Origin of the sequence: Caballeronia sp. dw_19 (assembly GCF_018449515.1) — a bacterium.
GTDB lineage: Bacteria > Pseudomonadota > Gammaproteobacteria > Burkholderiales > Burkholderiaceae > Caballeronia.
This window is the reverse complement of record NZ_JAAVUQ010000026.1, coordinates 79,553-101,472: the sequence shown is the minus strand read 5'-3', so window position 1 is coordinate 101,472 and position 21,920 is coordinate 79,553. Positions and strand designations below refer to the sequence as shown.

Below are 21,920 nucleotides of genomic sequence, written 5' to 3'. Positions count from 1 at the left end.
CGGCTAACAACGCCTTGGGCAACAGCTGTGCCTATTGTCTATGTACAGGACTTATCCGGCGCCCGGAATGCACGCCGCACTGTTATCGGGTTGATTACCGAGTTGAGAATAGGACGCGATTGGAATCCGGAAGCGGCGCATCAGTTTGCCACCAGGAATTGTTGGGCCAACACGGGTTAGACAGTCGTTCGTCGCGGGGCTGAGCATTGTTTTTGTCTCCTTCTTCATTAGTGAAGTCAGAATATTTTTCACCCATCGTTCTGTCAAGCGGCACAAATTCTGTTAGCCAGAACACCTATAAATGCGCTATAAATTCATCCATGCAACGTGGCAGGAGACAAGCATGAACACTCAGCATATTGAAAACGATGACGACGCAATGACGGACGCATCGAACGACGACCTCACCGGCGATGACCCTGAAAAGCCCCGTGCCCGGGTCGAGGCAGTCGAGCGATCGCTGGCGCTGCTCCAATGTTTTAGGCAGCCGGGCGAAATCCTGACGCTCGCCGTGCTGGCCCAGCGATCAGGCTTCTACAAAAGCACGATCCTGCGACTGGCTGCATCGCTCGTGTATATGAAATTCCTGCAACGCGATCCACGCGGCCATTATTTGCTAGGGCCCGAACTGCGCCGCTTGGGCGCGCTGGGTCCGGCGCAGGTCAGCCTCGAAGATCTGGTGCGGCCGGCGCTGCAAAAGCTATCTACGTTGACGCGTGAGACGGCGTCGTTTTATGTGCGTGATGATATGGATCGGGTGTGTCTGTATCGCGTGAATTCGTCACGTTCGGCGCGGCACCATCTGGACGAAGGTTCGCGTCATCCATTGAGAAGCGGTGCAGCGGGAAAGGTGCTCTGGGCGTTCGATCCCGCTGCTGCGACTGACGAAGCATCGGCGGCCGTTCGCACCCGCGGGTGGGTTGTGTCGAAGGGCGAGCGGGATCCGGATCTTGCCGCGATTGCCGTGCCGCTGCTTAACGAGAGCGGGGAATTGTTAGGTACGCTGACCGTGTCCGGCTTGCTGACACGCTTCACCACGGCCGAGATCAAGACGTTCCGCAAGCTGCTGCTCGATGTTGCCGCTACGTTGAAACCTCGCCTGCCATCGCGCAGTGTTCTCGACACTGGCAACAAGCCGTGAAAGAGGCGGCCGCATCGCGCGCCGTGCAATTGAAAGTGAAAGAGGAACCTATGTCTGATACAGCCGCCGTGCTCGACACGGCACCCGGTATAGGGAGCTGTGCGGCTGACCATCCCGTGGCTCGAGCGACCATGACTATGCGCGTGACAGCGATCCGCTACGCTGCCCATGAAACCAACGTGTATGAAATTCGCCGTCCCGACAACGCGACGTTACCGGCGGTCGAACCGGGTGCGCATATTGACCTGCACTTGCCGGGCGGCATCGTACGTCAGTATTCACTGATCACAGCCGATGGCGATCCTCGAGCCTTCCTTATCGCCATCAAGCGTGAGCGTGCAAGCCGGGGCGGATCGAGCTTCATGCACGACAGGTTGCGTGTTGGGCAGACGCTTGAAATCGGTGGTCCGCGCAATAGCTTTCCATTGTCCGAAACCGCCCGTCATACGGTATTGATTGCCGGTGGCATTGGCGTTACTGCAATCTGGAGCATGGCGCAGCGCCTCGAAAAAGCCGGCCGTTCATTCGAGATGCACTATGCGTGCAGGGAGCGCGGAGACGCTGCCTTTCTCGATGAGATCGAACGTCTTGCCCAGGTGCGCACGCACATTGACGCGGATTGCGCTGGACAACATCTTGACGTCGCCGCGATTGTCGCGGCTGCGCCAGCCGATGCGCACTTCTACTGTTGCGGTCCTTTGCCGATGCTCCAGTCATTCGAAACCGCCACTGCCTCACTCCCGCCTGAGCAAGTGCACGTCGAATATTTTGCACCGAAGCAAATGGCGGCGATTGATGGGGGCTACGTAGTGCAATTACATCGCACCGGCCAAGAGTTCGCCATTCCCAAGGGGAGAACCATTCTCCAGGTCTTGAGGGACGCCGGCGTCAGCGCGCCTTATTCCTGCGAAGAGGGAATTTGCGGCGCGTGTCAGGTGAACGTGGTCTCAGGCGTTCCCGATCATCGGGATAGCGTACTAAGTCCGAGCGAGCAGCAAACCGGCAAGACCATGTTGATCTGCTGCTCAGGATCCAAAACCGAACGGCTGGTGATCGACTTTTAGCTGCAGCCGGTTTAAACGAAAACGCACATGACTGTTGCGGCGAGACGCGCTCTCGCGCCGTACGGTACCTTCTTTGGGCGCGAGGTAAACACTATGACACTGGACGAAGCAAGGCGAAGGTTGATAGACGCGGGCCGTATTCTTGAAGCCAATGGTTTGGGCGACCTGACCCGCGGTCATGTATCCATCCGGACCCCGGATGATTCGAACCTCTTCATCATGAAACCACACAGTTTTGGTTTCGATGAAATCACCGAAGAGAACATCGTTCTTTGCAATCTTTCGGGCGAGAAGATTGGCGGGGGCGGGCGCCGACATAGCGAAGTGTTCATTCACTCGGAGATCTTCAAAGCGCGGCCGGAGATCAACAGCGTGGTGCACGCCCATCCGGCACATGCTATCGCATTGTCATCGACCGGTCAGAACTTGCAGATGATCAGCCAGCCCGCCTGCAAATTCGCTGATGGCCTTCCGTACTACACCGAGACCATGTTCCTCGTCCGTACGCAGGAGATGGGAGCCGGGGTGGCGAAGGCCCTCGGTCAATGCAAGGCGACCCTGATGCGCAATCACGGCGTCGCAGTTGCGGGGCGCACGGTCGAGGAAGCCGTGGTGCTGACGCTCGCGCTAGAAGAAGCATGCAGGATCCAGTTGATGGCGCAAGCGGCGGGCGGAGTCGGCGAGCGTTTCTCCGACGAAGAGGTCAGCCGCCTGCACGACGCGATCACCCGCGAAGAACAGTTCACCATGAATTTCGATTTCCTTGCTCGCAAGGCCAACCGCCTGCACGCGCACTGACCGATCTCTTCTTTCCATCTTCACCAGGATTCCTTATGATTGGTAAACTCAACCTTTCGATTGCATGCGGCGACTACGACCGCACGCGCCCGCTGCTGGACGGACAGGCACAGATCGACGGCGTCGATCCCGTTTTCATGACGCTCTCGCCAGAAGAAATGTTTTTTCGCGCGTTCCGCAGCCAGGAATTCGATATCAGCGAACTATCGTTTTCAAGTTATGCAGTGAAACTTGCAGACGGCACTTGCCCGTACGTAGCAATTCCCGTGTTCCTGTCGCGAGCCTTCCGGCATACCTCGATTTATGTCCGCCGAGACCGGATCGCGCGCCCGGAGGATCTGAAAGGCGCACGTGTTGGCCTGCCGGAATATCAACTGACAGCGAATGTCTGGGCGCGTGGTTTGCTCGAAGACGACTTTGGGGTCAAGCCGTCGGACATTACGTGGGTACGAGGGGGTATTGACGAACCCGGTCGTCCCGAGAAGATCAAGCTTGATCTGCCGAAGGACATTCGCATTGAAAGCGCGCCCGAAGGCGACACTATTTCGGCGATGCTTGATCGCGGTGATCTCGATGGATTCATGGCGCCGCGCCCGCCTAGCTGCAAGAACCCCGACGTGGGCTGGCTGTTTTCGGATCCGACAGAGGAAGCAAAAGGCTATTATCGCCGCACGAAAGTGTTCCCGATCATGCACGTCGTGGGCATTCGCAAGACGCTCGTCGAAGCGCATTCCTGGTTGCCCGCTGCGGTACTGAAAGCGTTTGAGCATTCGAAGCGCATCGCACTCGAGCGTCTGTCGGACACCTCAGCAACGAAAGTCACGTTGCCGTTTGTCGAAGAGCAGTTGAAGGCCGCACGCGAACTGCTCGGCGACGATCACTGGTCATACGGTATTCAGCCCAACCTCAATACGCTCGAAACTTTCCTGCGTCACCATCATTCGCAAGGCTTGTCGAAACGGCAGCTTACAGTGCAGGAAGTCTTTCATCCTTCGACTTGGGAAACCGCGAAGATCTGATAGCCGCAGCAGTGACCCTCGCGAACCGGGTACTGTAATACCAACCCGCAAGCTCGGTTCGCACCGCCTTGTGATCACCGCCGCATGACCGTCGATCAGTTTGCCTTTCGCCGCTGCCACCGGGCTGTGGCCGCACGCGGGCTCCCGGTCCACTCGGTTCACCGGATAGCGATCGTCAGTGGGGAGTGACCGCCGCAGCGTCCATCGAGCATTGACAAGTTGCCCAGAGCGAGGCGCTACGACGGGAGGTGTGACGACTTTCAATAAGCGGCTGACGGATTTTGGGCGAGTTCGGCGAATTCGCGCCACGCATCGAAACGGGCTGCGAGGTGTTTGCGGTAAAGTAAAGCGCATAGCAGATGCCGCTTGAGCGTGAAATGTTGTCGGATCAGTCCGAAGCACGAGAGGAATTTCTGTGCGCATTTCAGGTCGCGAAAGCCACGGACGTGACGCTCGCGTTGGCAGGTCGGTTGGTGGCTGTTCTCCGCACAATTGTTCAGCCGGGCTGCAGTTTTGACGAACACGTGCTTCACGCTCACCAACTCCGGAATCTCGGCTTTTGCCGCCGGATAGCTGCGCAGTTGATTAGTGACGATCTTATGCGGCACTGGGCTCGAGCGTGGCGCACGCTTGAATGCTACTGAATTAAGGGCTACTGCACCGAGCGAAGGCCAAATCTCAACGAAAGCATGTTAAGTCTAAGAGTCACATAACACAGTGGTGCACGAATCACGAAAAGGGCAGCTGTGCCGGCCAGTGACATAGACGGAATTATAGATGTTGGCGATCAACGCTCGCGCGCAACGCCGAATGTCAAAAGCGCCGCTGATTTCTGCACCTTTGGCAGTTTCCGCCTAGCAGACCAACCCCATGTTGCCTTCAGTCAGTAGGCGCCGAAAATCCGGTCGAGCGCGGCCGAGATAGCATCGCGGCGATCCGCAAGGGAGCCGAGGCGCCTGCCAAGCGCGTTCAAGGGAACAGCACTCATGGCAGGCGTGTCGAGGAAGTGTTTCTCGCCATTGATTTCGAAAACGGGCAGCAAATCGGACGGTTTGCCCGAGAACCCGAGATCCGGGGTCGGTCGAAGAGGAATCACGATGCGCGTCGGCAAGGTTCCGACATGCGTGCTCTGCACGTCGAGCAGATACGGCGCGAGTCGCCGAGTCTCATCGTCAGGATTAGCATAGAGATCAAAACGCGCCATTAAAACGTCCTGTACTTCGAGAGCGGCAGCCCGTCGCGTTCAACCATCGAAGTGTACGCTGCGACCAACTCGGCATTGTCGTCGGCCCAACGACGAGCCTCAGTCTCCTGAATTTCTTCGCGCACGCCACGCTCACTCGCGCGCGAAAGGTTTATCCCTAGCTCCTTGGCCCGATCTAGGACTTCAGGCGGCAGCGTGACATTCGTAGACTTGCGTGCCCGGGCTTCGAGTGCCTTACCCATGCGCATCTCCATGTTGAAAAACATGTGCATTATAGTCCACACCGACGTTAGTCGTGTTCGTTGAGATCTTTCTGCCGCGGAGCGATGTTAATTTTAATTAGACATAATCTTAATTATCACTTTTAAGTAATTGAATACATGATAGGGTTACTTGGACTCGAATGCATGTAACCGGCGCCCGGCCACCCGCCAATCCTCCATCCCGAGTGCCGCCGGCTGCTACGACGGTTCGCACAGCGGCCAGATATGGCCACGGTTTTGTGCGATTAAGCTGCTATAATGGTGCAAATATTGTGCATCCGGGATAAGAAAATGGATACGTCACTATCTCAAGCTGTCGGTCATCGCGCCAGCTTCGACCAGTTCATGGAATCCCTGCGTGACTCGGACTCGCCGGCCTTGTCTGCGCGGGCATTCGGGCAAGCGCTGAAAATTGACCTGCAAACCTTGGCCCAGCAAGCCCATGTGCACCGAAATACGCTCAGCCGGGCGCCCGGCTCTGAGAGCGTACAACGGTTCTTGCGCGAAGCGGTACGGGTCCTTCGGGCCGCGAGCGACATTTCGGGCGACATTGAGCGCGCGATGTTTTGGTATCGAAACGAGCCTCTGCCCGTATTTGGCTATAAAACTGCGGAACAACTCGTTTCCGACGGCCGGGCTGACGATGTGATCCGTTATGTTGTGTCGCTCGAAGCAGGCGCCGCAGGATGATTGTCACTCAGCTTGACCACATCACCGCCTACCGTGTTCACCCGCCAAAGTGGGCTTCGATACCTCTCAGCGGCGCTGGCGCGGCTACCCACGGTGGCCGCGTCAATCGGCCCGGGATCGAGGCGCTCTACCTCGCACTCGATGTACAAACGGCCATTGATGAATACAAACAGGTCTCGACGCTCCTGCCACCCGGTACGTTCGTGACCTATCAGATCAGCGCTGCACCGATCGTTGATTTTCGTGAAGGGTTTAACGCGCGCGAATGGGACCCGCTCTGGGAGGATTTCTATTGCGATTGGCGCGCGTTGTGGTTTAACAATCGGATTGAACCGCCCAGTTGGGTGCTCGGCGATTTGGTGCTCAGTGCCGGGGCCAAAGGCGTTCTTTTCAATTCACGCCTAGCCTCAACGGGCACCAACCTTGTACTCTACCCGAGCGCATTTAACGAGGCCGATACAATGTCGGTGTTTGATCCCGCGGGCGCGCTTCCGAAAAACCAAACGTCGTGGCAATAAACGTTCGTGATCTTGGATCGCCCAGTTGGCATTTCCTCAAAACGCCGCTGCGCGTCGACGACCAATCAAGTTGAGAGGGCTCTGTGAACAAACTGTCCGATGAGTTGACCCGAGTTCTCGCGGAAGCCGGCGAAGGGCTCAAGGCACTACAGGAGGACGTCATCACGACCGGCTTCGATCCGGACGATCCGGTGAGCGTTGAAGCCGCCATTCAGCACGTGGAAGACACGATCGACGCGAAGGTTGCGCGTTTTTACGGCAACGCGTTGGTCAGGGAAGCGGCGAACCAGATCAAAGCCGAGTGTCGCGCGAATATCCTTCAACAGGTCGAGGCCGCAGGCACGAATCGCGGCGCGCGGACTCTGCATTAATCAACGGCGGCCGTTCCGAAATTAACGCCCGATGCAACACGCGCCACGACCAACTGATTGCCGAGAGAAAAGCCGCCGAGGAATTAGGCTCTTGCATAAATTTTGCGATTTCATACAGGGAGCTTTGCTTAGTCGCTAGACTTTCCGAATGCGCCCCTGAGAACTGAGTGCACAAGCTCGGAAGTCGCGTCTTCTCACGCTCAAGCTCCTTCTTGACCAACCCCACTTCGCGTTGTACGGCACATTCGGCACTTGTGAGCAGTTCGTCCAAGCGTAGAGATCCTCTCCGTTCGAATCTTCGCTGAAGGTTATCGCTATATGGTGACATGCGTGGTCAGCTCAACCGCTCTCTCGCGCTTGACTGATGGGGAGATCGCACGCGGCCTCTCAACAACGGCGGCACCGCTTCACGCTCGCCTATAATGCGCGAACTGATAGTGATTTCACGGCGGGGAGCCCCACTTTATGAGTCAAGCACACGGGCGATACTCGGGATCTCGAGACACAGGCCAGCGTCAATCGCGCCAACCTGCAAAAGCGACATCCCACCGACAGAACAAGCCATACGTAAAAGCTCCACCTCCTCGAGACCCGGCCCACACGGCGTCCATTTTCAAAACACGTTCGTTTAAGTTGTTGGTAGATGCGGTGGGCGCGGAAAACATCGCACTGGGACTCGACTCCAACTTAACGCGTGTGGCCGAATTGGCGGATGGCGAGAGATTCACACCTGAGACAGCCTTTCATATAGAAACCACGCTTGGGCTACCCGATGGGTTTTTCGATCAACCCAATCCCGTTCTCACACCCGAGACCATTAGTCGATTGAGGTCACCACTTGACTTCATTCATGCGAACGCCGAACCGGAAATTGCGTACGAGCAAGTATTGAAGCCGGCTCCTGTTACACAGGCTAATCACCACTCTACCCTCACCGATCGCTCGCCCAGAGAACCAGAAATGCCAAAGAAGACCAGTATCGGGTCGCCAAGGACCATCGCGAAGAGCAACGCTACGGCCGCGAAGCCTGCCACGGCGACCCCGACGAAATCAGCGCCCGCGAAAGTCAAAGCGTCCCCAAAGTCGGGGGCTCAGCAATCCTTGCCGTTGAACGACATCGCAGTTCTGGAAAACATTCGTCGCGCCAACCTACACGTGCTCACGTCCCGCAAAGGATCGAAGGTTCGGCTCGGTGCCGTGATGGAAATTAGCGACTCCAACATGGCCAATCGTTTCTATGGACAGAAGCGTATGAACGATGCCGAAGCAAATCGGTTCACCGAACGCCTTGGTTTGCCGACTGGCTGGTTGGACGTTCCGCGTTCAGTAACGGACATCCCTGAGTCTGTGTCGGATTTGCTTGTTCCCCCGTCGCGTCGCCATGCATCCGCTCAGCAAGAACTGCCGCCCGCGATTGAGCCAAAAGCGATAGCGGCGAAGAAACCTGCGGGTACGAAGGCGAAAAATGCGGGTGCTCGACTCACCCTACACCCTGATGCGGATGGCACAGGCGGTCCAACAAGTGTCGCCGCTGAGACGAATGTGGTCACGAGGCAACTAGATCAAGCGGTCCCGTCCGCTGCCGATCCGGCTATTCGGCAAACTGTTGATAACGATGTCTCGTTCTCCGCCGCCCGTCAGCAGTTTGCGCCAGCCCCGGTAACGCAGGTCATCACGGAACCGCGCCGTCTTACCTCGGCAAGCAGCTTGGACGACCTGCAAGGGATTGAACCGATAGCGGAAGCGCTGATAAAGACGCTCGCGGGCAAAGCACGTACTGGTCGCCTAGACGAAATGAAAGCGTTGGAACTATTGCGACAAATCGTGTCGCTCTGATTTGAATCGACATGGCAATTGGTATCTCCGGTTGGACGTTTGGCGGGATCACGCGTCTTATTACGTGAATCATGGCAAGTTCGCCTGCCGTTAAGAGTCAATCACCGTTCAGATGGGATCTGGGTTCAGCGGGACTCAGCTTTCGACGGTCGAACAGTGGCGCGCTTCCTTGTTGCAGCCACTTTCGGCGTTGCGGGCAAGTTTGCCACCTTTGCTTTACCGGCAACGACGTTGCCAGACGTTGATTTACGTGGCCCAGCAGATGGCTTGACTGGCAATTTCTGTGTTACCGCTTGATTGTCCGCCGCAGTCTTCACGCTCATGGTCGGCTTCCGGGCTGTCGTGACAGTCGGCTTGGCTGCCTTCTTCGCTGTGACCTTACCTGCCGATGGCTTGTTACGTCCGGCAGCAAGCTCGGCCGGTGGGTAAGCTTCGGCCATCTCGATGCCGAACACATCGGCCACCAACGCGTCGTCGAGCACTTTGCGTGTAGCTGGGCGTTTTCTCGATTCAGGTAGACCGGTACCGACCTGACGGATGAGATCATTGGCATCGACCCGGCGCAAGGCAAAGAGAAAGTCCGGCTGTTGATCGAGCCGTGCGCCGACGCCGTAGAGCACGGCGGCAACGTGCTTGCACATCGACGCCCAGTCCGGGCAAGTGCAGTTGAACGTGATTTCCTTGGGCGCCGGAAAAAGACCGGTGCCAGGTTTGCAGATGCGATCCATCACGGCTGTCGAGAGCTTGCCCTGCAAGAGTTCCACGATCGAATCGATCGACCCCGAGCAATCGGCTCCGATTGCTTGCCACTGCTTTTTGGGACACGCCGCCACGGTCATGGTAACCGTGTAGAGCCTCGAACCCATTACCTGTGCTCGCACTTCGCCTGCGGTAATCTGGAGGTCAATCACCGAACCGTTGCGCACATAGGTACGGCCGCGCGGCAGGCGGTTGGCATAGTCACTGTAGCGTTCCAGATTGTCGCACCAGGCCTTGCCCCAAAAGGTCTTGGCGATGGCGCCGCGATACGACGCGATTGGTGACAGGACCGCACCGGCCTTCTTCGCCTTGGCGGCGGCCAGTTCAGCCTTTTTCTTGCGTGCGGCGACCGAGACATAAGGCTTCCATCCCCCATAACCCATTGCGCTTCCTCTTGGCGATCAGTTTTCTTGCGCAGCATGAACGTCGAGCTTCACGAGATCGAGCAATTCGCGATCGCTCATCTCGGTGAGCAGGAGTTCTGCACCGCCCTCCAGCACATCCTTCACCAATTGCTGTTTCGCTTCGATCAACTGATCGATACGATCCTCAATCGTGCCACGGCAGATAAATTTATGCACCAGGACGTTCCTCTGCTGCCCGATACGAAACGCGCGGTCAGTTGCCTGATTTTCCACGGCCGGATTCCACCAGCGGTCGTAGTGGATCACGTGGGAAGCGGCGGTCAGATTTAATCCCGTCCCACCCGCCTTTAGCGAGAGCACGAAGAAGGGTGTCAACTCATCTTCCTGGAATCGCTTGACCAGTTCGCGGCGCTTAGCCACCGGGGTGCCGCCATGGAGCACCAGACCTTCGCGACCAAAGATTGAACCCAGGAATGCCGCCAGCGGCTCAGTGGCCTCGCGGAACTGGGTGAATACCAGTACCTTTTCCTGCTTGGCTGCGATGACTTCGCCTAGTTGCCGCAGGCGAGCGAACTTGCCGCTATCTTCGGCCTTCCACGCCGCGTCGCCCAGCCATTGCGAGGGATGGTTGCATATCTGTTTGAAACGCATCAGAAAGCTCAGCACCACACCCTTGCGACCGATGCCTTCGGCGTCCTCAAGCGCGGCGGCCAGGTCCTTCACCGCTCGTTGGTAAAGTGCCGCCTGGTTCGGGCTCAGGTGGCACCATGCCTTGAGTTCAGTCTTGTCCGGAAGGTCGTCGATCACCCGCTTGTCGGTCTTGAGGCGGCGCAAGATGTAGGGCCGCACGAGCGTACGCAGCGGGCCGAAGTGCTCGGCCTTTGCCAGGCGCTTGGTGAAATTGGCGAAAACTTTGTCCGAGCCCAGCAAACCGGGGTGGGTGAAATCGAAAATGGACCAGAGATCGGACAGACGGTTTTCCACGGGGGTTCCGGTGAGCGCGATGCGCGACTGTGCTTGGAGCTGCTTGACCTGTCGCGTTTGCTTGGCGCTCGGATTCTTGATCGCCTGCGCTTCATCAACGATAGCAATGCGCCATTGGATCGTCTCCAGTACCGGCTGGCGAAGAAGCGAGCCAAAGCTGGTGATGACGAGATCAATGTCCGCAAGGCGCGCGGCATCCAACGCGCGCAAATCGGCCGCCGGCATGACCGATGGATGGGCAATCAGCAGCGCCAAGCCGGGGGCGAAACGCTCGGCCTCTGACGCCCAGTTGGCCAGCAGCGATGCGGGGGCGACCAGCAGACTGGGCCGCGCCTCGGCGCTTTCGCGCTTCAGCACGAGCAGCAGCGAGAGTACCTGCATGGTCTTGCCCAGGCCCATATCGTCCGCCAGGCAAGCGCCCAGGCCAAGCCGGGTGAGCAGATACAACCACCGCACGCCAGCCTGCTGGTAGGGCCGCAGGCTCGTCTTGAGTTCCGCGCCCGGGCTGATCTGCGCCAACCCTTCCGGCTGACGCAGCTCCTGCAGGATATCGGCCAGCCAAGGCCCAGCAACAAGCTGCGACCAGTCGCGATCAGCAGGGTCGCCGCTATCGTCGAGCGAAACACCCGCCAGAAGACGTAGGGCTTCGTTGAAGGGCAGACCGGCTTTCGCCGCCTTTTCCATGGCCTCGAACTGCTTCAGGAGGCGACCGAGCCTTTTTTGGTCCACCTCAACCCAGCGACCACGGATGAGTTGCAGGCCGTCGGCGCCTTTGAGCAGATCCCTGACCTCGGAAGCGCCGAGATGCTCACCGTCGAGGGACACCTCCATGCTGAAATCGAGCAATGCATCCTTGCCTAGGAGCGAAGGTGGTCGTGCGCCGACGCTGGCTTTCACAACGGGACGAGCAGGTCGGCCCGCCCGCCAGACGCTTGGCGTGCGAACGACAATGCCGGCGGTTTCGAGTTTGGGCAGGTCTGTGAGAAAGCGATGGGCGTCAAGCGGCGTCCAGCGCAGCGGATGGTATATCTCGCCCGTATCCACCATTTCACGAAGCCAATCGCAGTCTTGCACGGCGCGCTGCACCGGCAGCAGCAGCGACAAGAGCTGTGCCCTGCTCCTGGCCCCCGAAAATTCCGCCAGAGCTTGCGACAGTGGCTGATGCTGCGCCTTGCCATGGGCCGACAGGCGCGAAGTGTAGGTCGCAAGGAAGGCGAACGGTGACTCGGGATCCTGGCGGTTCTCAGCGAGGTTGAAATGCACGCGGCCGACGAGGTTCCAGGCCGGGTGGCGCGACTTCAGGAAATTCTGCAGCGAGACTTTTGTGATCGCCAGTTCCTGGTGCAAGGCGGTATCGATCTCGCCCCACAGCGTGATCAGCACCTCTGGCGTTAGGTACTCCCCGCCCTTCATCGGCGGCGCATCGGAGATCAGGGCATCGAAATCCTTGATAGCAGGGGTGACGACCGCGATCTCGCCGCCTTCGGGCGTGGCGCACAAGGCGGTGACGTAGCGCACGGCAAAATCACGCCACCAGCCCCAGGCGGGTGGGAGAATGCGGCCGATTTCCGCCGTTCCCAGATGCAGCAGGCCATGCCCCGCTCCGAGCGCAAAAGAACTGCCTAGCCGCAGTCGTACTTCATCCGCCAATAGTGGCGCGGCATCCTCCGGCACCGCGAGCAGGTGACCACCGGGCGTCAGGTGTGGCGCGAACATGTCGGGAGCAGTCAAGAACGCCCGTCCACGTCGCGCGGTCGCAGCAAGCGCTGCAGCTGCCTGTTTTCACGGAAAGCGGCTTCGTAAACAACCAGCGGACCCACCCGCCTAGTGCGAACTGGGCGAAGCTCCGTTTGCGCCTGGTCCGATCGAACTGTGGGGTGAACCAAGTTGCCGGGGTGTGCGTGGCCGCTGTGTCGTGCATGTCTGGTGAACTGTCTTTTCATTTGCTGTAGGACGACATGATTGCTACATCCACTCACAGAGGTTCGCCCCGGCACTGCCGCCGGCGGGCCAACCCTCAACGGTTGCGGCGGTTCCGTTGGATTTCCGAATTCTGCGAGAAATAACACTCATGATGAAAGAGTACCAAAACTGAGGCATACGAGATGCAATGCCGATGGCGGCGCCATCCCGCGCAAGCGAAAATCAGTTGGCGCGTATGTTACAAACGACTAAAAGGCGAAGTGTCTCCTTCGGCCGAGGATATGACGACCGACTCGAAGGCGGGAATGACCGTTGCACCTCGACCACCTCCGATCTCGACCGGTGTGAGTCACGCCATTGCGCTCGCGTCTATGCTGCGAACGCCCCTTGCTCAGCCCCACAGCCATTGCTTCGCAAACCCGCTTGTAGCGGCGTACGGTAAAGGTGCAAGAAACTTGCTACGCTTTGTGTGTACTTCCGTGACGCCGCGTACGTCACTAGGCAAGGCATGCGAGGGAGGGATCATGACATTCAAGGCTCAGTGGTACCGAGACAAGTTTGCAAAAAAACGTGGCAAGGGCTTCTGCGGCTATCCAGTGGCAACGGTTGCCTTCTACGGGCCGGACGACACGAGAGCGACGAAGGTCTCTGTTGGCATCGTCGCACACGAAGATGCTGACGCTGACCCGGTTGAGCGGTGGTTTTGCGAAACAACCGATGCGAGAGGCGATCCCGAAATCACCGAAGCGATCGTTCGATTCATCGATCATCATGGTGCCAAATCGGTGGTGGCCGTTGATCGCATCATCGGCTGCCCGCATGAGGAAGGCATTGACTACCCGGAAGGCGAAAAATGTACGCAATGTCCGTTCTGGGCGCACCGTGATCGATGGAGCGGCGAGCTCGTGCAGTGAGACGTCAAGAGGCAAGCGCTTCCATCCTCAGCCTCGTCCCGACCGCGGTCATGCAGCCGTTGAAGCAGAACGCTTTCTGGGCGAGAGGGTCGCGCCCGTGGCGTGGTTTCACGCAATCGTGATTGCCTACGCGACTGGCTTCGACTATATGAAGGCGGGTATTCGCCGAGCTTGATGGCCTGGCGCGCACTCAGCACATGCACTCGCCCCTCCAGCGCAATGTGCACCATCGAGGGCGCCCACGTAGCCCGATCGTCGGCGGCGGGGGCGCAGTAGATTTCGGTTTCCCGGGCATACATCGTCAGAACCGCCGCATCTACCCTTAAGAATATTGGCCATGCGGTGTGTCGAACCGGGCTACGTGCTCCTGATCCGACGAACCACTGCATCGGCGAACTCACTCGTTGACGCGGTGCCTTTCAGATCGCGCGTGCAAATATGGTCCGTTTGGAGTGTTTCGTTGATTGCGGTTCGCAAGCGCTCGGCGAGATCGCCTTTACCAACGTGGTCAAGCATCAACCCCGATGCAAGTAGTAGCGAGATTGGATTGGCAACACCCTTGCCAGCGATGTCCGGCGCAGACCCATGTACAGCTTCAAATATCGCTGTGTCATTGCCGTAGTTGGCGCCAGGAGCCATGCCAAGTCCGCCGACAAGACCCGCTAACTGGTCCGACAGAATGTCCCCAAACAGATTGGTGCACACGAGCATATCGAACTGCCACGGGTTCAACACCAACTGCATCGCACAGGCGTCGACGATCATGTCATTCATTTCCACCCTACCTTGGTATTCCTGGGCCACGTCTCTAGCGGCCTCCAGGAACAATCCGGTAAGTACCTTCAGGATGTTAGCCTTATGTACGACGGTGATCTTCTTTCGTCTGTGCTTCAATGCGTATTCGAACGCAAATCTGACAATCCGCTCGCACGCGTCGCGCGTATTAACACCCGTCGCGACCGCGACTGCTTTTGGATCCTCGTCGACAGGAATATAGTACTCGTGTGCAACATAGAAGCCGCCCAGGTTTTCTCGCACGAGAACGAGGTCGATCTTGTCGTAGCGTCCGGGGACGATGGTACGCACGGGCCTGACGTTGGCAAAAAGCTGAAACTCTTCGCGAAGTCGAACGTTGGAAGAACGGAACCCCTCGCCGACCGGGGTGGTCAACGGACCTTTGAGGGCAAGCTTGTGCTTGCGAACGCTATCGAGTGTCGCATCGGGCAGCGGGTCGCCACTGTGCGCTACTCCGGCGATTCCAGCATGCTGTACATCCCAAACAAATGGCGATCCTAAACCATCCAGAACATGAACCGCGGCGGCAACTACTTCCGGCCCGATTCCATCCCCGGGGATCAGCGTTGCGGGAATTTGATATTTCATCATGTTTTCCATAAGTCATCCAAATTCGAATGGAGCAGACCGCAGCGATTGACCGCTTATGGCGGACGCTGCTGGTACCGCGGTTAGTCGTAGCCGTGGCTAGAACCGACATGCCACTACTACGATGTACGAGACTCGGGCGGGTTTACCCTAATGTTATTATTTTGAGGAATGCGAATCACAACACGCCTTACGGGCCAGAACACTCGGCCCCGGCAACGGTCCAAAGAGCACGCGGTATAGCAAGAATGCCGTCCACCTGTGTTAGTCCTGCCAGCGGTGCTCCGGTCACGCTGCCATGCGCTAATGCGGCAACTCCGTGGAGTGGGAACCAGAACTGAGGGCCATCGCCCGGATTCACCGAGGGGGTCTCGCGAGCCTGAAGATTCATGTCTATCCGTTCGGCGATGTACCGGGTAAGCAGTCGCCCGTCACTCTGTTTCGTTGTCCGGCTGCCGCATCGCGCGTCTTACTTCTCGTCCGCATTCACATGTCTGACTGTACACATAAGACTAGCTTCCGCAGCCACCGCACCCTGCACTTCGGCGCGTGCCATGAATTTCCAGACGCCGCGCATGTGCCGCTTGAACACGACTGTCAGGATCAGTTGGTCCCCGGGCTCGACCACCCGCTTGAAGCGCGCATCGTCAATGCCGGCGAATAGGTACTGTGTGTTGGCCGGATCGTGTGGCTCTTCTGAGAAGGTCAGTAACGCTGCCGTCTGTGCAAGCGCTTCGAGCACCAGCACGCCCGGCATCACAGGGCGTCTCGGAAAATGACCCATGAAGTATGGTTCGTTGATCGACACGTTCTTCAGTGCCTTGATGCGCTTGTGCGGTTCGAGCTCGAGCACCCGATCGACGAGCAGGAACGGATAACGATGCGGCAACAGCGTGAGAATCCTGTGAATGTCGAGATTGATTTTGTCGGTGCTCATGGTATTTCTGCTCAGGTCGCTTACTGTGTGACGATGTCTATGTATACCGGCTCAGGAGGATGGGCAACGCGGCCGGCCGTCCATCAGCGCGACGCTCGGATTGCCTTGTTCTTGCGAAGCAGCGGCAGTTCCGCACCGATCGTCGATTGCACCGCGTCGTTGCGTGCGCAGTTCTCCGCCGAGGTACCCCCGCCTATCACCTCAGGCGCCTACTTCTCGTCGAGGAACGACCTCAATCGTTCGGACCTAGCCGGGTGACGCAGCTTGCGCAGTGCATTGGCTTCGATCTGGCGGATTCGCTCACGCGTCACATCAAACTGGTTTCCGATTTCCTCCAACGAGTGATCCGTGCTGTTCTCGATCCCAAATCGCAAGCGCAGAATTTTAGCTTCACGTGGCGTCAAGGTTGTGAGTGCTTCGCTGATCGCGTCCCGCAGGCTGGCATGCAGGGCGGCATCGGCGGGCAAGATGGCCGCAACATCTTCGACCAGATCGCCCACGGACGTGTCGTCGTTTTCTCCTACGGGTGCATCCAGAGAAACTGGCTCTCTGACCATCTGCAGCATTGCCCGAATCTTGTCTTCGCGTATCCCCATTCGCTCCGCCAGTACTGCTACGTCGGGCTCGTGTCCCGTCTCCTGCAAGATTTCGCGCGAAATCCGCCTTAGCTTGCTGATCGTCTCGATCATATGGACCGGGATTCGAATGGTACGAGCCTGGTCCGCAACCGACCGGCTAACGGCCTGCCTGATCCACCAGGTGGCGTACGTGGAAAACCTGTACCCACGGCGGAATTCGAATTTATCGACGGCCCGCATCAGGCCGATATTGCCCTCCTGTATCAGATCGAGAAACAGCAGGCCACGATTCGTATATTTCTTTGCGATTGAGACCACCAACCGCAAATTCGCTTCAATCATTTCGCCCTTCGCTCGGCGCATTTTCAGTTCGCTTGCCGCCATCGCGCGGCAGACTTCTCTGAAATCGTCAAACGGCAGCACAAACCGCTTTTGCAATTTGATCAGTTTCTCCTGCTCCAGCCGTATCGCAGAGAGGTTTCGTTCCAGCACCCGACCGAATGGGTGCCCTGCTGCGATGGATTGTTGTAGCCACATCGGGTTGATTTCATTACCTCGGAAATGTGCAACAAACGTGTCGCGCGGCATGCCGCACCTGTCAACTACGATCCGCGCGATCTCGTGCTCGATCGTTCGCACCTCGCCGACGAACAGTCGCAGCGTGCCGCATAAACGTTCGACAGTACGCGCGGTGAAGTGGATCGTCGTCAGTTCGGACTCAATCGCCGTCTGCGCCATACGATATCGCCCGGAACCATAACCCTCCGTTTCGTACCCGTCACGTAGTTTCTCGAACCAGTCGGCCACTCGTGAGAACGTCGCCAACGCGTCGCGCGTTAGGGTCTCCATGCGCAAATGTTGTGACGACGTAGCTTCAATTTCGTTGTCTTCATCGTCGCTGTCATCGCTGGGCGCCGGTTCGGCCTCCACGTTTTCCTCAACGATCGCAGCAACATCGTCTGCGTCCGGCGCGCGGGGATCAATGATGTCGTCAACGAACTCTTCGATACGCGTTTCGCCGCTGGCGACGCCGTCAGCGATCGACAGCATCTCGGCAATCGTTGCGGGACATGACAATATGGCTCGAATCATGCCGTTGCGGCCTTCTTCGATGCGCCGTGCAAGCGCAATCTCGCCCTGACGGGTTAGTAGTTCGGTAGCACCCATCTCTCGCATGTACATGCGCACGGGATCGGTGGTTCGACCGAACTCCGCATCCATGTTCGAGAGCGTCGCCGCCACCTCTTCCTCGACCTCTTCATCGGACGGGGTCAAGATCGCATGATCGTGCATCACCACGGTCTCAGCGTCCGGTGCCCGCTCCAACACGGGGACCCCCATGTCGGTGAAGCTTCTGATCACACTCTCGATTGCGTCCGATTGCGCAAGATGGTCCGGCAGGCAATCGCTGATCTCGAAACGGATGATAAAACCGCGTTCCTTGCCCAGTTTGATCAGTGTCCGCAGGTTCGAGCGTCCGTCCTCGCTTTCGCTGGCGGAATCATCCTGCTGCGCAGCAAGAGCCTCCCGCGCGCGTGGGTCTTCCTTCGTCCGGCGTGAGCGGGTGCTCGGTGGAACTGTTCCGACTGTCGGCCGTGTGGTAGGCGCGTTATCCAGTACCGCCGAGGGTGCGTCTTGCGGCGCGACTGTGGTAGCTATGTGCGTACGATCTGAAACGCTTTCGCCCGTGCGTCGGCTCGTCACGTTCATGTTGTCCGCGACCGCGTCCAACCCCTGGTTCTGGTTCGCGGCCTTCTTCGTCACGCTGTCGCTCCTTCAAAAGTGACGTCAGGGTTAGCTCGCAGCACACGCCGCGGTCTTATAGGGGTGCCTCGCCGATTCATAGACGGGCGCCGTGCGCCCGTATCAGTTGAATCAGCTCAGAGACCGAAATCTCATGCCGGACTTCCTGTTCCGGCCCCGTCGCATGGTGGTCGCTGAACCGCTCTTCCGGTTCGATCAAGACAATTGTCTTTCCATCAAGCGTCGCGTACAGAAAGACCTCACCGGGAGCTGGCGCTGCCTCTGCCGACGATCCGACCGGATCGTGACGCAGGCGCATTCGCTCTCGGTCATCGAGGTATGTGGACGAAGTCATCTGAGCTTCCTGTATTCCGTTGCTGAGTGTTGTCGCACGTTAGCTTGGCCGCGTCGATTTCCCGCGCGGCACTTCGAGGACCCCTGCCCGCGTACTGGCATCCCACTGAGGTGATAATATCATTATCATTTACTGCAAATATGAATAGCCTGGAGACATCATGCGTACGGCAGCCGAAGACAAACTCCGCGAAGCTGCGCTCAATTACCACGAGTTTCCTACGCCGGGGAAAATCGCGATTGCCCCGACCAAGCAAATGATCAACCAGCGCGATCTCGCACTGGCGTATTCGCCGGGCGTCGCGTTCGCGTGCGAAGAGATCGTCGCCGACCCGCTGAACGCTGCGCGCTTCACCGCGCGCAGCAACCTCGTTGGCGTCGTGACGAACGGCACGGCCGTGCTCGGGCTCGGCAATATCGGCCCGCTCGCGTCGAAGCCGGTGATGGAAGGCAAGGCGGTGCTGTTCAAGAAGTTCGCGGGCATTGACGTTTTCGACATCGAGTTGAACGAGATGGACCCGCACAGGCTCGTCGACGTGATCTGCGCGCTTGAGCCCACGTTCGGCGGCATCAACCTGGAAGACATCAAGGCGCCGGATTGCTTCATCGTCGAGCGTGAATGTCGCAAACGCATGAAGATTCCGGTGTTCCACGACGACCAGCACGGCACCGCGATCGTCGTCGCGGCGGCGATCACGAACGGCCTGAAGGTGGTCGGCAAGGACATTGCAAAGGTCAAGCTGGTGTCGTCCGGTGCGGGTGCAGCGGCACTGGCTTGTCTGGATCTGCTCGTCGACCTCGGTCTGCCTCTCGGAAACATTCTCGTGACCGATCTGGCCGGCGTAGTCTACAAGGGCCGCGTCGAGCTGATGGACCCGGACAAGGAACGCTTCGCACGTGAAACGCAAGCCCGCACGCTCGCCGAAGCGATCGCTGACGCGGACATTTTCCTGGGGCTCTCGGCCGGCGGCGTCCTGAAACAGGACATGGTCAAACAGATGGCCGACAAGCCGCTGATCCTCGCGCTCGCCAACCCGACGCCGGAAATCCTGCCGGAACTCGCCCTTGAAGTGCGCCCGGACGCGGTGCTCGCCACCGGCCGTACCGATTACCCGAATCAGGTCAACAACGTTCTGGTGTTTCCTTTCCTCTTCCGCGGCGCGCTCGATGCAGGCGCAAGCACGATCACGCGCGAGATGGAAATCGCCGCGGTGAACGCGATTGCCGAACTGGCTCGCCAGGAGCAGAGCGATATCGTCGCGACGGCCTACGGCATCCAGGACTTGTCGTTCGGTCCGGAATACCTGATTCCGAAGCCCTTCGACCCGCGCCTGATCGTGAAGATCGCGCTAGCCGTGGCAAAGGCCGCGATGGATAGCGGCGTGGCCACGCGTGCGATCGAGGACATGGACGCCTACGAACAGCATCTGCAGCAGTTCGTCTACCACAGCGGCACGACGATGAGGCCGATCTTCCAGCAGGCGCGCAGCGTCGAGGCGGAGAAGAAGCGCATCGTGTTCGCGGAGGGCGAAGAGGAACGCGTGCTGCGCGCAGTCCAGATCGTCGTCGACGAAAAGCTTGCCAGACCGATTCTGATTGGCCGTCCGGCGGTGATCGAGCACCGCATCGCGCGCTATGGCCTGCGCATCAGGCCGGGTATCGATTTCATCCTCGTCGATACGGATCACGACGAACGCTATCGCGACTTCTGGCTGGAATATCACGCGTTGATGGCGAGAAAGGGTATCAGCAAGCAGATGGCCAGCCTCGAGATGCGCCGCCGTACGACACTGATCGGCTCCATGCTGGTGAAGAACGGTGACGCCGACGGCATGATCTGCGGCACGATCAGCACGACGCATCGCCATCTGCACTTCATCGATCAGGTGATCGGCAAGCGCGAAGGCTGTAGCGTCTACGCAGCCATGAATGCGCTGATGCTGCCGGGCCGGCAGATCTTCCTCGTCGACACGCACGTGAACGTCGACCCGACGCCCGAACAGCTGGCCGAGATCACGATCATGGCGGCCGAAGAAGTGCGCCGCTTCGGCATTGAACCGAAGATCGCGCTTCTGTCGCATTCGAACTTCGGCACCAGCAACGCACCGTCTGCACAAAAGATGCGCGATGTGATCGAGATTCTCAGAGCGCGCGCGCCGGATCTACAGGTGGACGGGGAAATGCACGGCGACGTCGCACTTGACGCAAAGCTTCGGAGCGAAGTGCTGCCCGAGTCGACGCTCGAGGGCGATGCAAACTTGTTGGTGCTGCCGAACATCGACGCGGCAAACATCTCGTACAGCCTGCTCAAGATGGCCGCAGGCAACAACATTACGATTGGTCCGATGCTGCTGGGAGCAGCCAGGCCGGTGCATGTGCTGACCGCGTCCGCCTCGGTGCGTGCCATTGTCAACATGACTGCATTGGTCGTCGCCGATGCGGGTGCTGCATTCCCATCGCCCCGGGCGACTTGATGTTTCAACTGTCAAAGGCAAGCGCAGGTCAGAATTGATCTACATCAATGGTAGCGTGGTCGCTCGATGGCCATAATGCGGGCGAGCGGTGGACCACCCAGTTGCACTGGAATCTGCATATAGACATGACCCTTTGAGACGACAGACCTGTCATCGCCCGATCATGCAATTGAAGGTTACGCGGGCCCAGCCAATCTACGTGGGTTTGTCGGCATCCAGCACGGTGATAAGGCGCTGCCCCTTGCACAGGATCGCACCCTGGGTTTCAAGGGTAAGAAGCGCTCTGCTGACCGATTCGACCGAAAAACCGACGCAAGCCTTCCGGATCACATGGAAATCAGACCTGGCGCTTGTCGCTGGCGAAGCAATCAGACCAATGCGTGCTCAACGACCAGCCAGTCAAGCAGGGCGCCGGGCTATCGTCCGGGCGCCGCCCAGCATGGCGGGCGCAATGATCGTCGGACCCCGCGTCGAGACCGTGCTGCGCGGTTGTCCATCGTGATGACTTCCGCCACCCCATGCGAAGGTCCTTCGGCAAATCGACGCGTCAGCTATGTTGTGGACGACTGCCTCCGTTCAACCTCGAGCGTAAGTGGTCTCAG

General features: G+C 58.6%; 18 protein-coding genes and 1 pseudogene. 10 read left to right on the top strand and 9 right to left on the bottom strand.

Annotated features, from left to right (window positions below; all coding sequences use genetic code 11):
* Nucleotides 1–343 precede the first annotated feature (343 nt).
* The 4 genes from HB376_RS28230 to HB376_RS28215 all read left to right on the top strand — a co-directional run bounded on the left by HB376_RS28230 (nt 344) and on the right by HB376_RS28215 (nt 4,022).
* Entirely contained in the window at nt 344–1,141 is a 798-nt protein-coding gene (locus tag HB376_RS28230) for an IclR family transcriptional regulator (RefSeq protein ID WP_255631613.1), read from the top strand.
* A 50-nt stretch (nt 1,142–1,191) separates the two neighbouring features.
* Nucleotides 1,192–2,205, top strand: a complete 1,014-nt coding sequence (locus HB376_RS28225; RefSeq protein ID WP_346730599.1) for a PDR/VanB family oxidoreductase — start codon at nt 1,192–1,194, stop codon at nt 2,203–2,205.
* A 93-nt stretch (nt 2,206–2,298) separates the two neighbouring features.
* A complete protein-coding gene (locus HB376_RS28220) occupies nt 2,299–3,003 on the top strand; it encodes a class II aldolase/adducin family protein (protein WP_213767003.1) in 705 nt (234 codons plus the stop codon).
* A gap of 38 nt (nt 3,004–3,041) precedes the next feature.
* Entirely contained in the window at nt 3,042–4,022 is a 981-nt protein-coding gene (locus HB376_RS28215) for an ABC transporter substrate-binding protein (RefSeq protein WP_213767017.1), read from the top strand.
* Nucleotides 4,023–4,282: 260 nt separating this feature from the next.
* Here the strand turns inward: HB376_RS28215 and HB376_RS28210 are convergent.
* From HB376_RS28210 to HB376_RS28200, 3 genes and pseudogenes are all read right to left on the bottom strand, one after another.
* Nucleotides 4,283–4,657, bottom strand: a pseudogene (locus tag HB376_RS28210) (DDE-type integrase/transposase/recombinase); the annotation flags it as partial.
* 248 nt (nt 4,658–4,905) lie between these two features.
* On the bottom strand, nt 4,906–5,226 hold the full coding sequence (locus HB376_RS28205) for a CcdB family protein (RefSeq protein WP_213767002.1): 321 nt from the start codon (nt 5,224–5,226) through the stop codon (nt 4,906–4,908).
* On the bottom strand, nt 5,226–5,468 hold the full coding sequence (locus tag HB376_RS28200; protein ID WP_255631612.1) for a type II toxin-antitoxin system CcdA family antitoxin: 243 nt from the start codon (nt 5,466–5,468) through the stop codon (nt 5,226–5,228). Before HB376_RS28200 ends, HB376_RS28205 begins: the two co-directional genes overlap by 1 nt.
* Before the next feature lie 312 nt (nt 5,469–5,780).
* Here HB376_RS28200 and HB376_RS28195 point away from each other — a divergent pair, with 312 nt between their 5' ends.
* From HB376_RS28195 to HB376_RS28180, 4 genes are all read left to right on the top strand, one after another.
* The gene (locus HB376_RS28195) at nt 5,781–6,179 is read left to right on the top strand and encodes an antitoxin Xre/MbcA/ParS toxin-binding domain-containing protein (RefSeq protein WP_255631611.1); all 399 of its coding nucleotides are present in this window, start codon (nt 5,781–5,783) and stop codon (nt 6,177–6,179) included.
* Nucleotides 6,176–6,697 (top strand): RES family NAD+ phosphorylase, encoded by a 522-nt coding sequence (locus HB376_RS28190; RefSeq protein WP_213766999.1) that lies wholly within the window; start codon nt 6,176–6,178, stop codon nt 6,695–6,697. Before HB376_RS28195 ends, HB376_RS28190 begins: the two co-directional genes overlap by 4 nt.
* Before the next feature lie 83 nt (nt 6,698–6,780).
* Nucleotides 6,781–7,068 carry a hypothetical protein gene (locus HB376_RS28185; protein WP_062092573.1) on the top strand — a complete coding sequence of 96 codons (288 nt, stop codon included), beginning with the start codon at nt 6,781–6,783 and terminating at the stop codon, nt 7,066–7,068.
* Between the two features lie 648 nt (nt 7,069–7,716).
* Nucleotides 7,717–8,904 carry a hypothetical protein gene (locus HB376_RS28180; RefSeq protein ID WP_346730598.1) on the top strand — a complete coding sequence of 396 codons (1,188 nt, stop codon included), beginning with the start codon at nt 7,717–7,719 and terminating at the stop codon, nt 8,902–8,904.
* 125 nt (nt 8,905–9,029) lie between these two features.
* Here the strand turns inward: HB376_RS28180 and HB376_RS28175 are convergent, their stop codons facing one another.
* On the bottom strand, nt 9,030–10,046 hold the full coding sequence (locus HB376_RS28175) for a hypothetical protein (RefSeq protein ID WP_213766997.1): 1,017 nt from the start codon (nt 10,044–10,046) through the stop codon (nt 9,030–9,032).
* An 18-nt stretch (nt 10,047–10,064) separates the two neighbouring features.
* On the bottom strand, nt 10,065–12,728 hold the full coding sequence (locus HB376_RS28170; protein WP_213767016.1) for a DEAD/DEAH box helicase: 2,664 nt from the start codon (nt 12,726–12,728) through the stop codon (nt 10,065–10,067).
* 731 nt (nt 12,729–13,459) lie between these two features.
* Here HB376_RS28170 and HB376_RS28165 point away from each other — a divergent pair.
* The gene (locus tag HB376_RS28165; protein WP_213766996.1) at nt 13,460–13,849 is read left to right on the top strand and encodes a hypothetical protein; all 390 of its coding nucleotides are present in this window, start codon (nt 13,460–13,462) and stop codon (nt 13,847–13,849) included.
* Between the two features lie 357 nt (nt 13,850–14,206).
* On the opposite strand, the gene HB376_RS28160 is transcribed toward HB376_RS28165, so the two are convergent.
* The 4 genes from HB376_RS28160 to HB376_RS28145 all read right to left on the bottom strand — a co-directional run bounded on the left by HB376_RS28160 (nt 14,207) and on the right by HB376_RS28145 (nt 18,845).
* Complete coding sequence (locus HB376_RS28160; protein ID WP_213766995.1) at nt 14,207–15,244, bottom strand: isocitrate/isopropylmalate family dehydrogenase; 1,038 nt, start codon at nt 15,242–15,244, stop codon at nt 14,207–14,209.
* Nucleotides 15,245–15,701: 457 nt separating this feature from the next.
* Entirely contained in the window at nt 15,702–16,169 is a 468-nt protein-coding gene (fabZ, locus tag HB376_RS28155) for a 3-hydroxyacyl-ACP dehydratase FabZ (RefSeq protein ID WP_213766994.1), read from the bottom strand.
* Nucleotides 16,170–16,378: 209 nt separating this feature from the next.
* Nucleotides 16,379–18,457: an RNA polymerase sigma factor RpoD gene (gene rpoD / locus HB376_RS28150; protein WP_213767015.1), complete on the bottom strand. Its 2,079-nt coding sequence runs from the start codon at nt 18,455–18,457 to the stop codon at nt 16,379–16,381.
* Between the two features lie 130 nt (nt 18,458–18,587).
* Nucleotides 18,588–18,845: a hypothetical protein gene (locus HB376_RS28145; protein WP_213767020.1), complete on the bottom strand. Its 258-nt coding sequence runs from the start codon at nt 18,843–18,845 to the stop codon at nt 18,588–18,590.
* Nucleotides 18,846–19,005: 160 nt separating this feature from the next.
* Here HB376_RS28145 and HB376_RS28140 point away from each other — a divergent pair, with 160 nt between their 5' ends.
* Complete coding sequence (locus tag HB376_RS28140) at nt 19,006–21,318, top strand: NADP-dependent malic enzyme (protein WP_213766993.1); 2,313 nt, start codon at nt 19,006–19,008, stop codon at nt 21,316–21,318.
* Nucleotides 21,319–21,920: the final 602 nt, after the last annotated feature.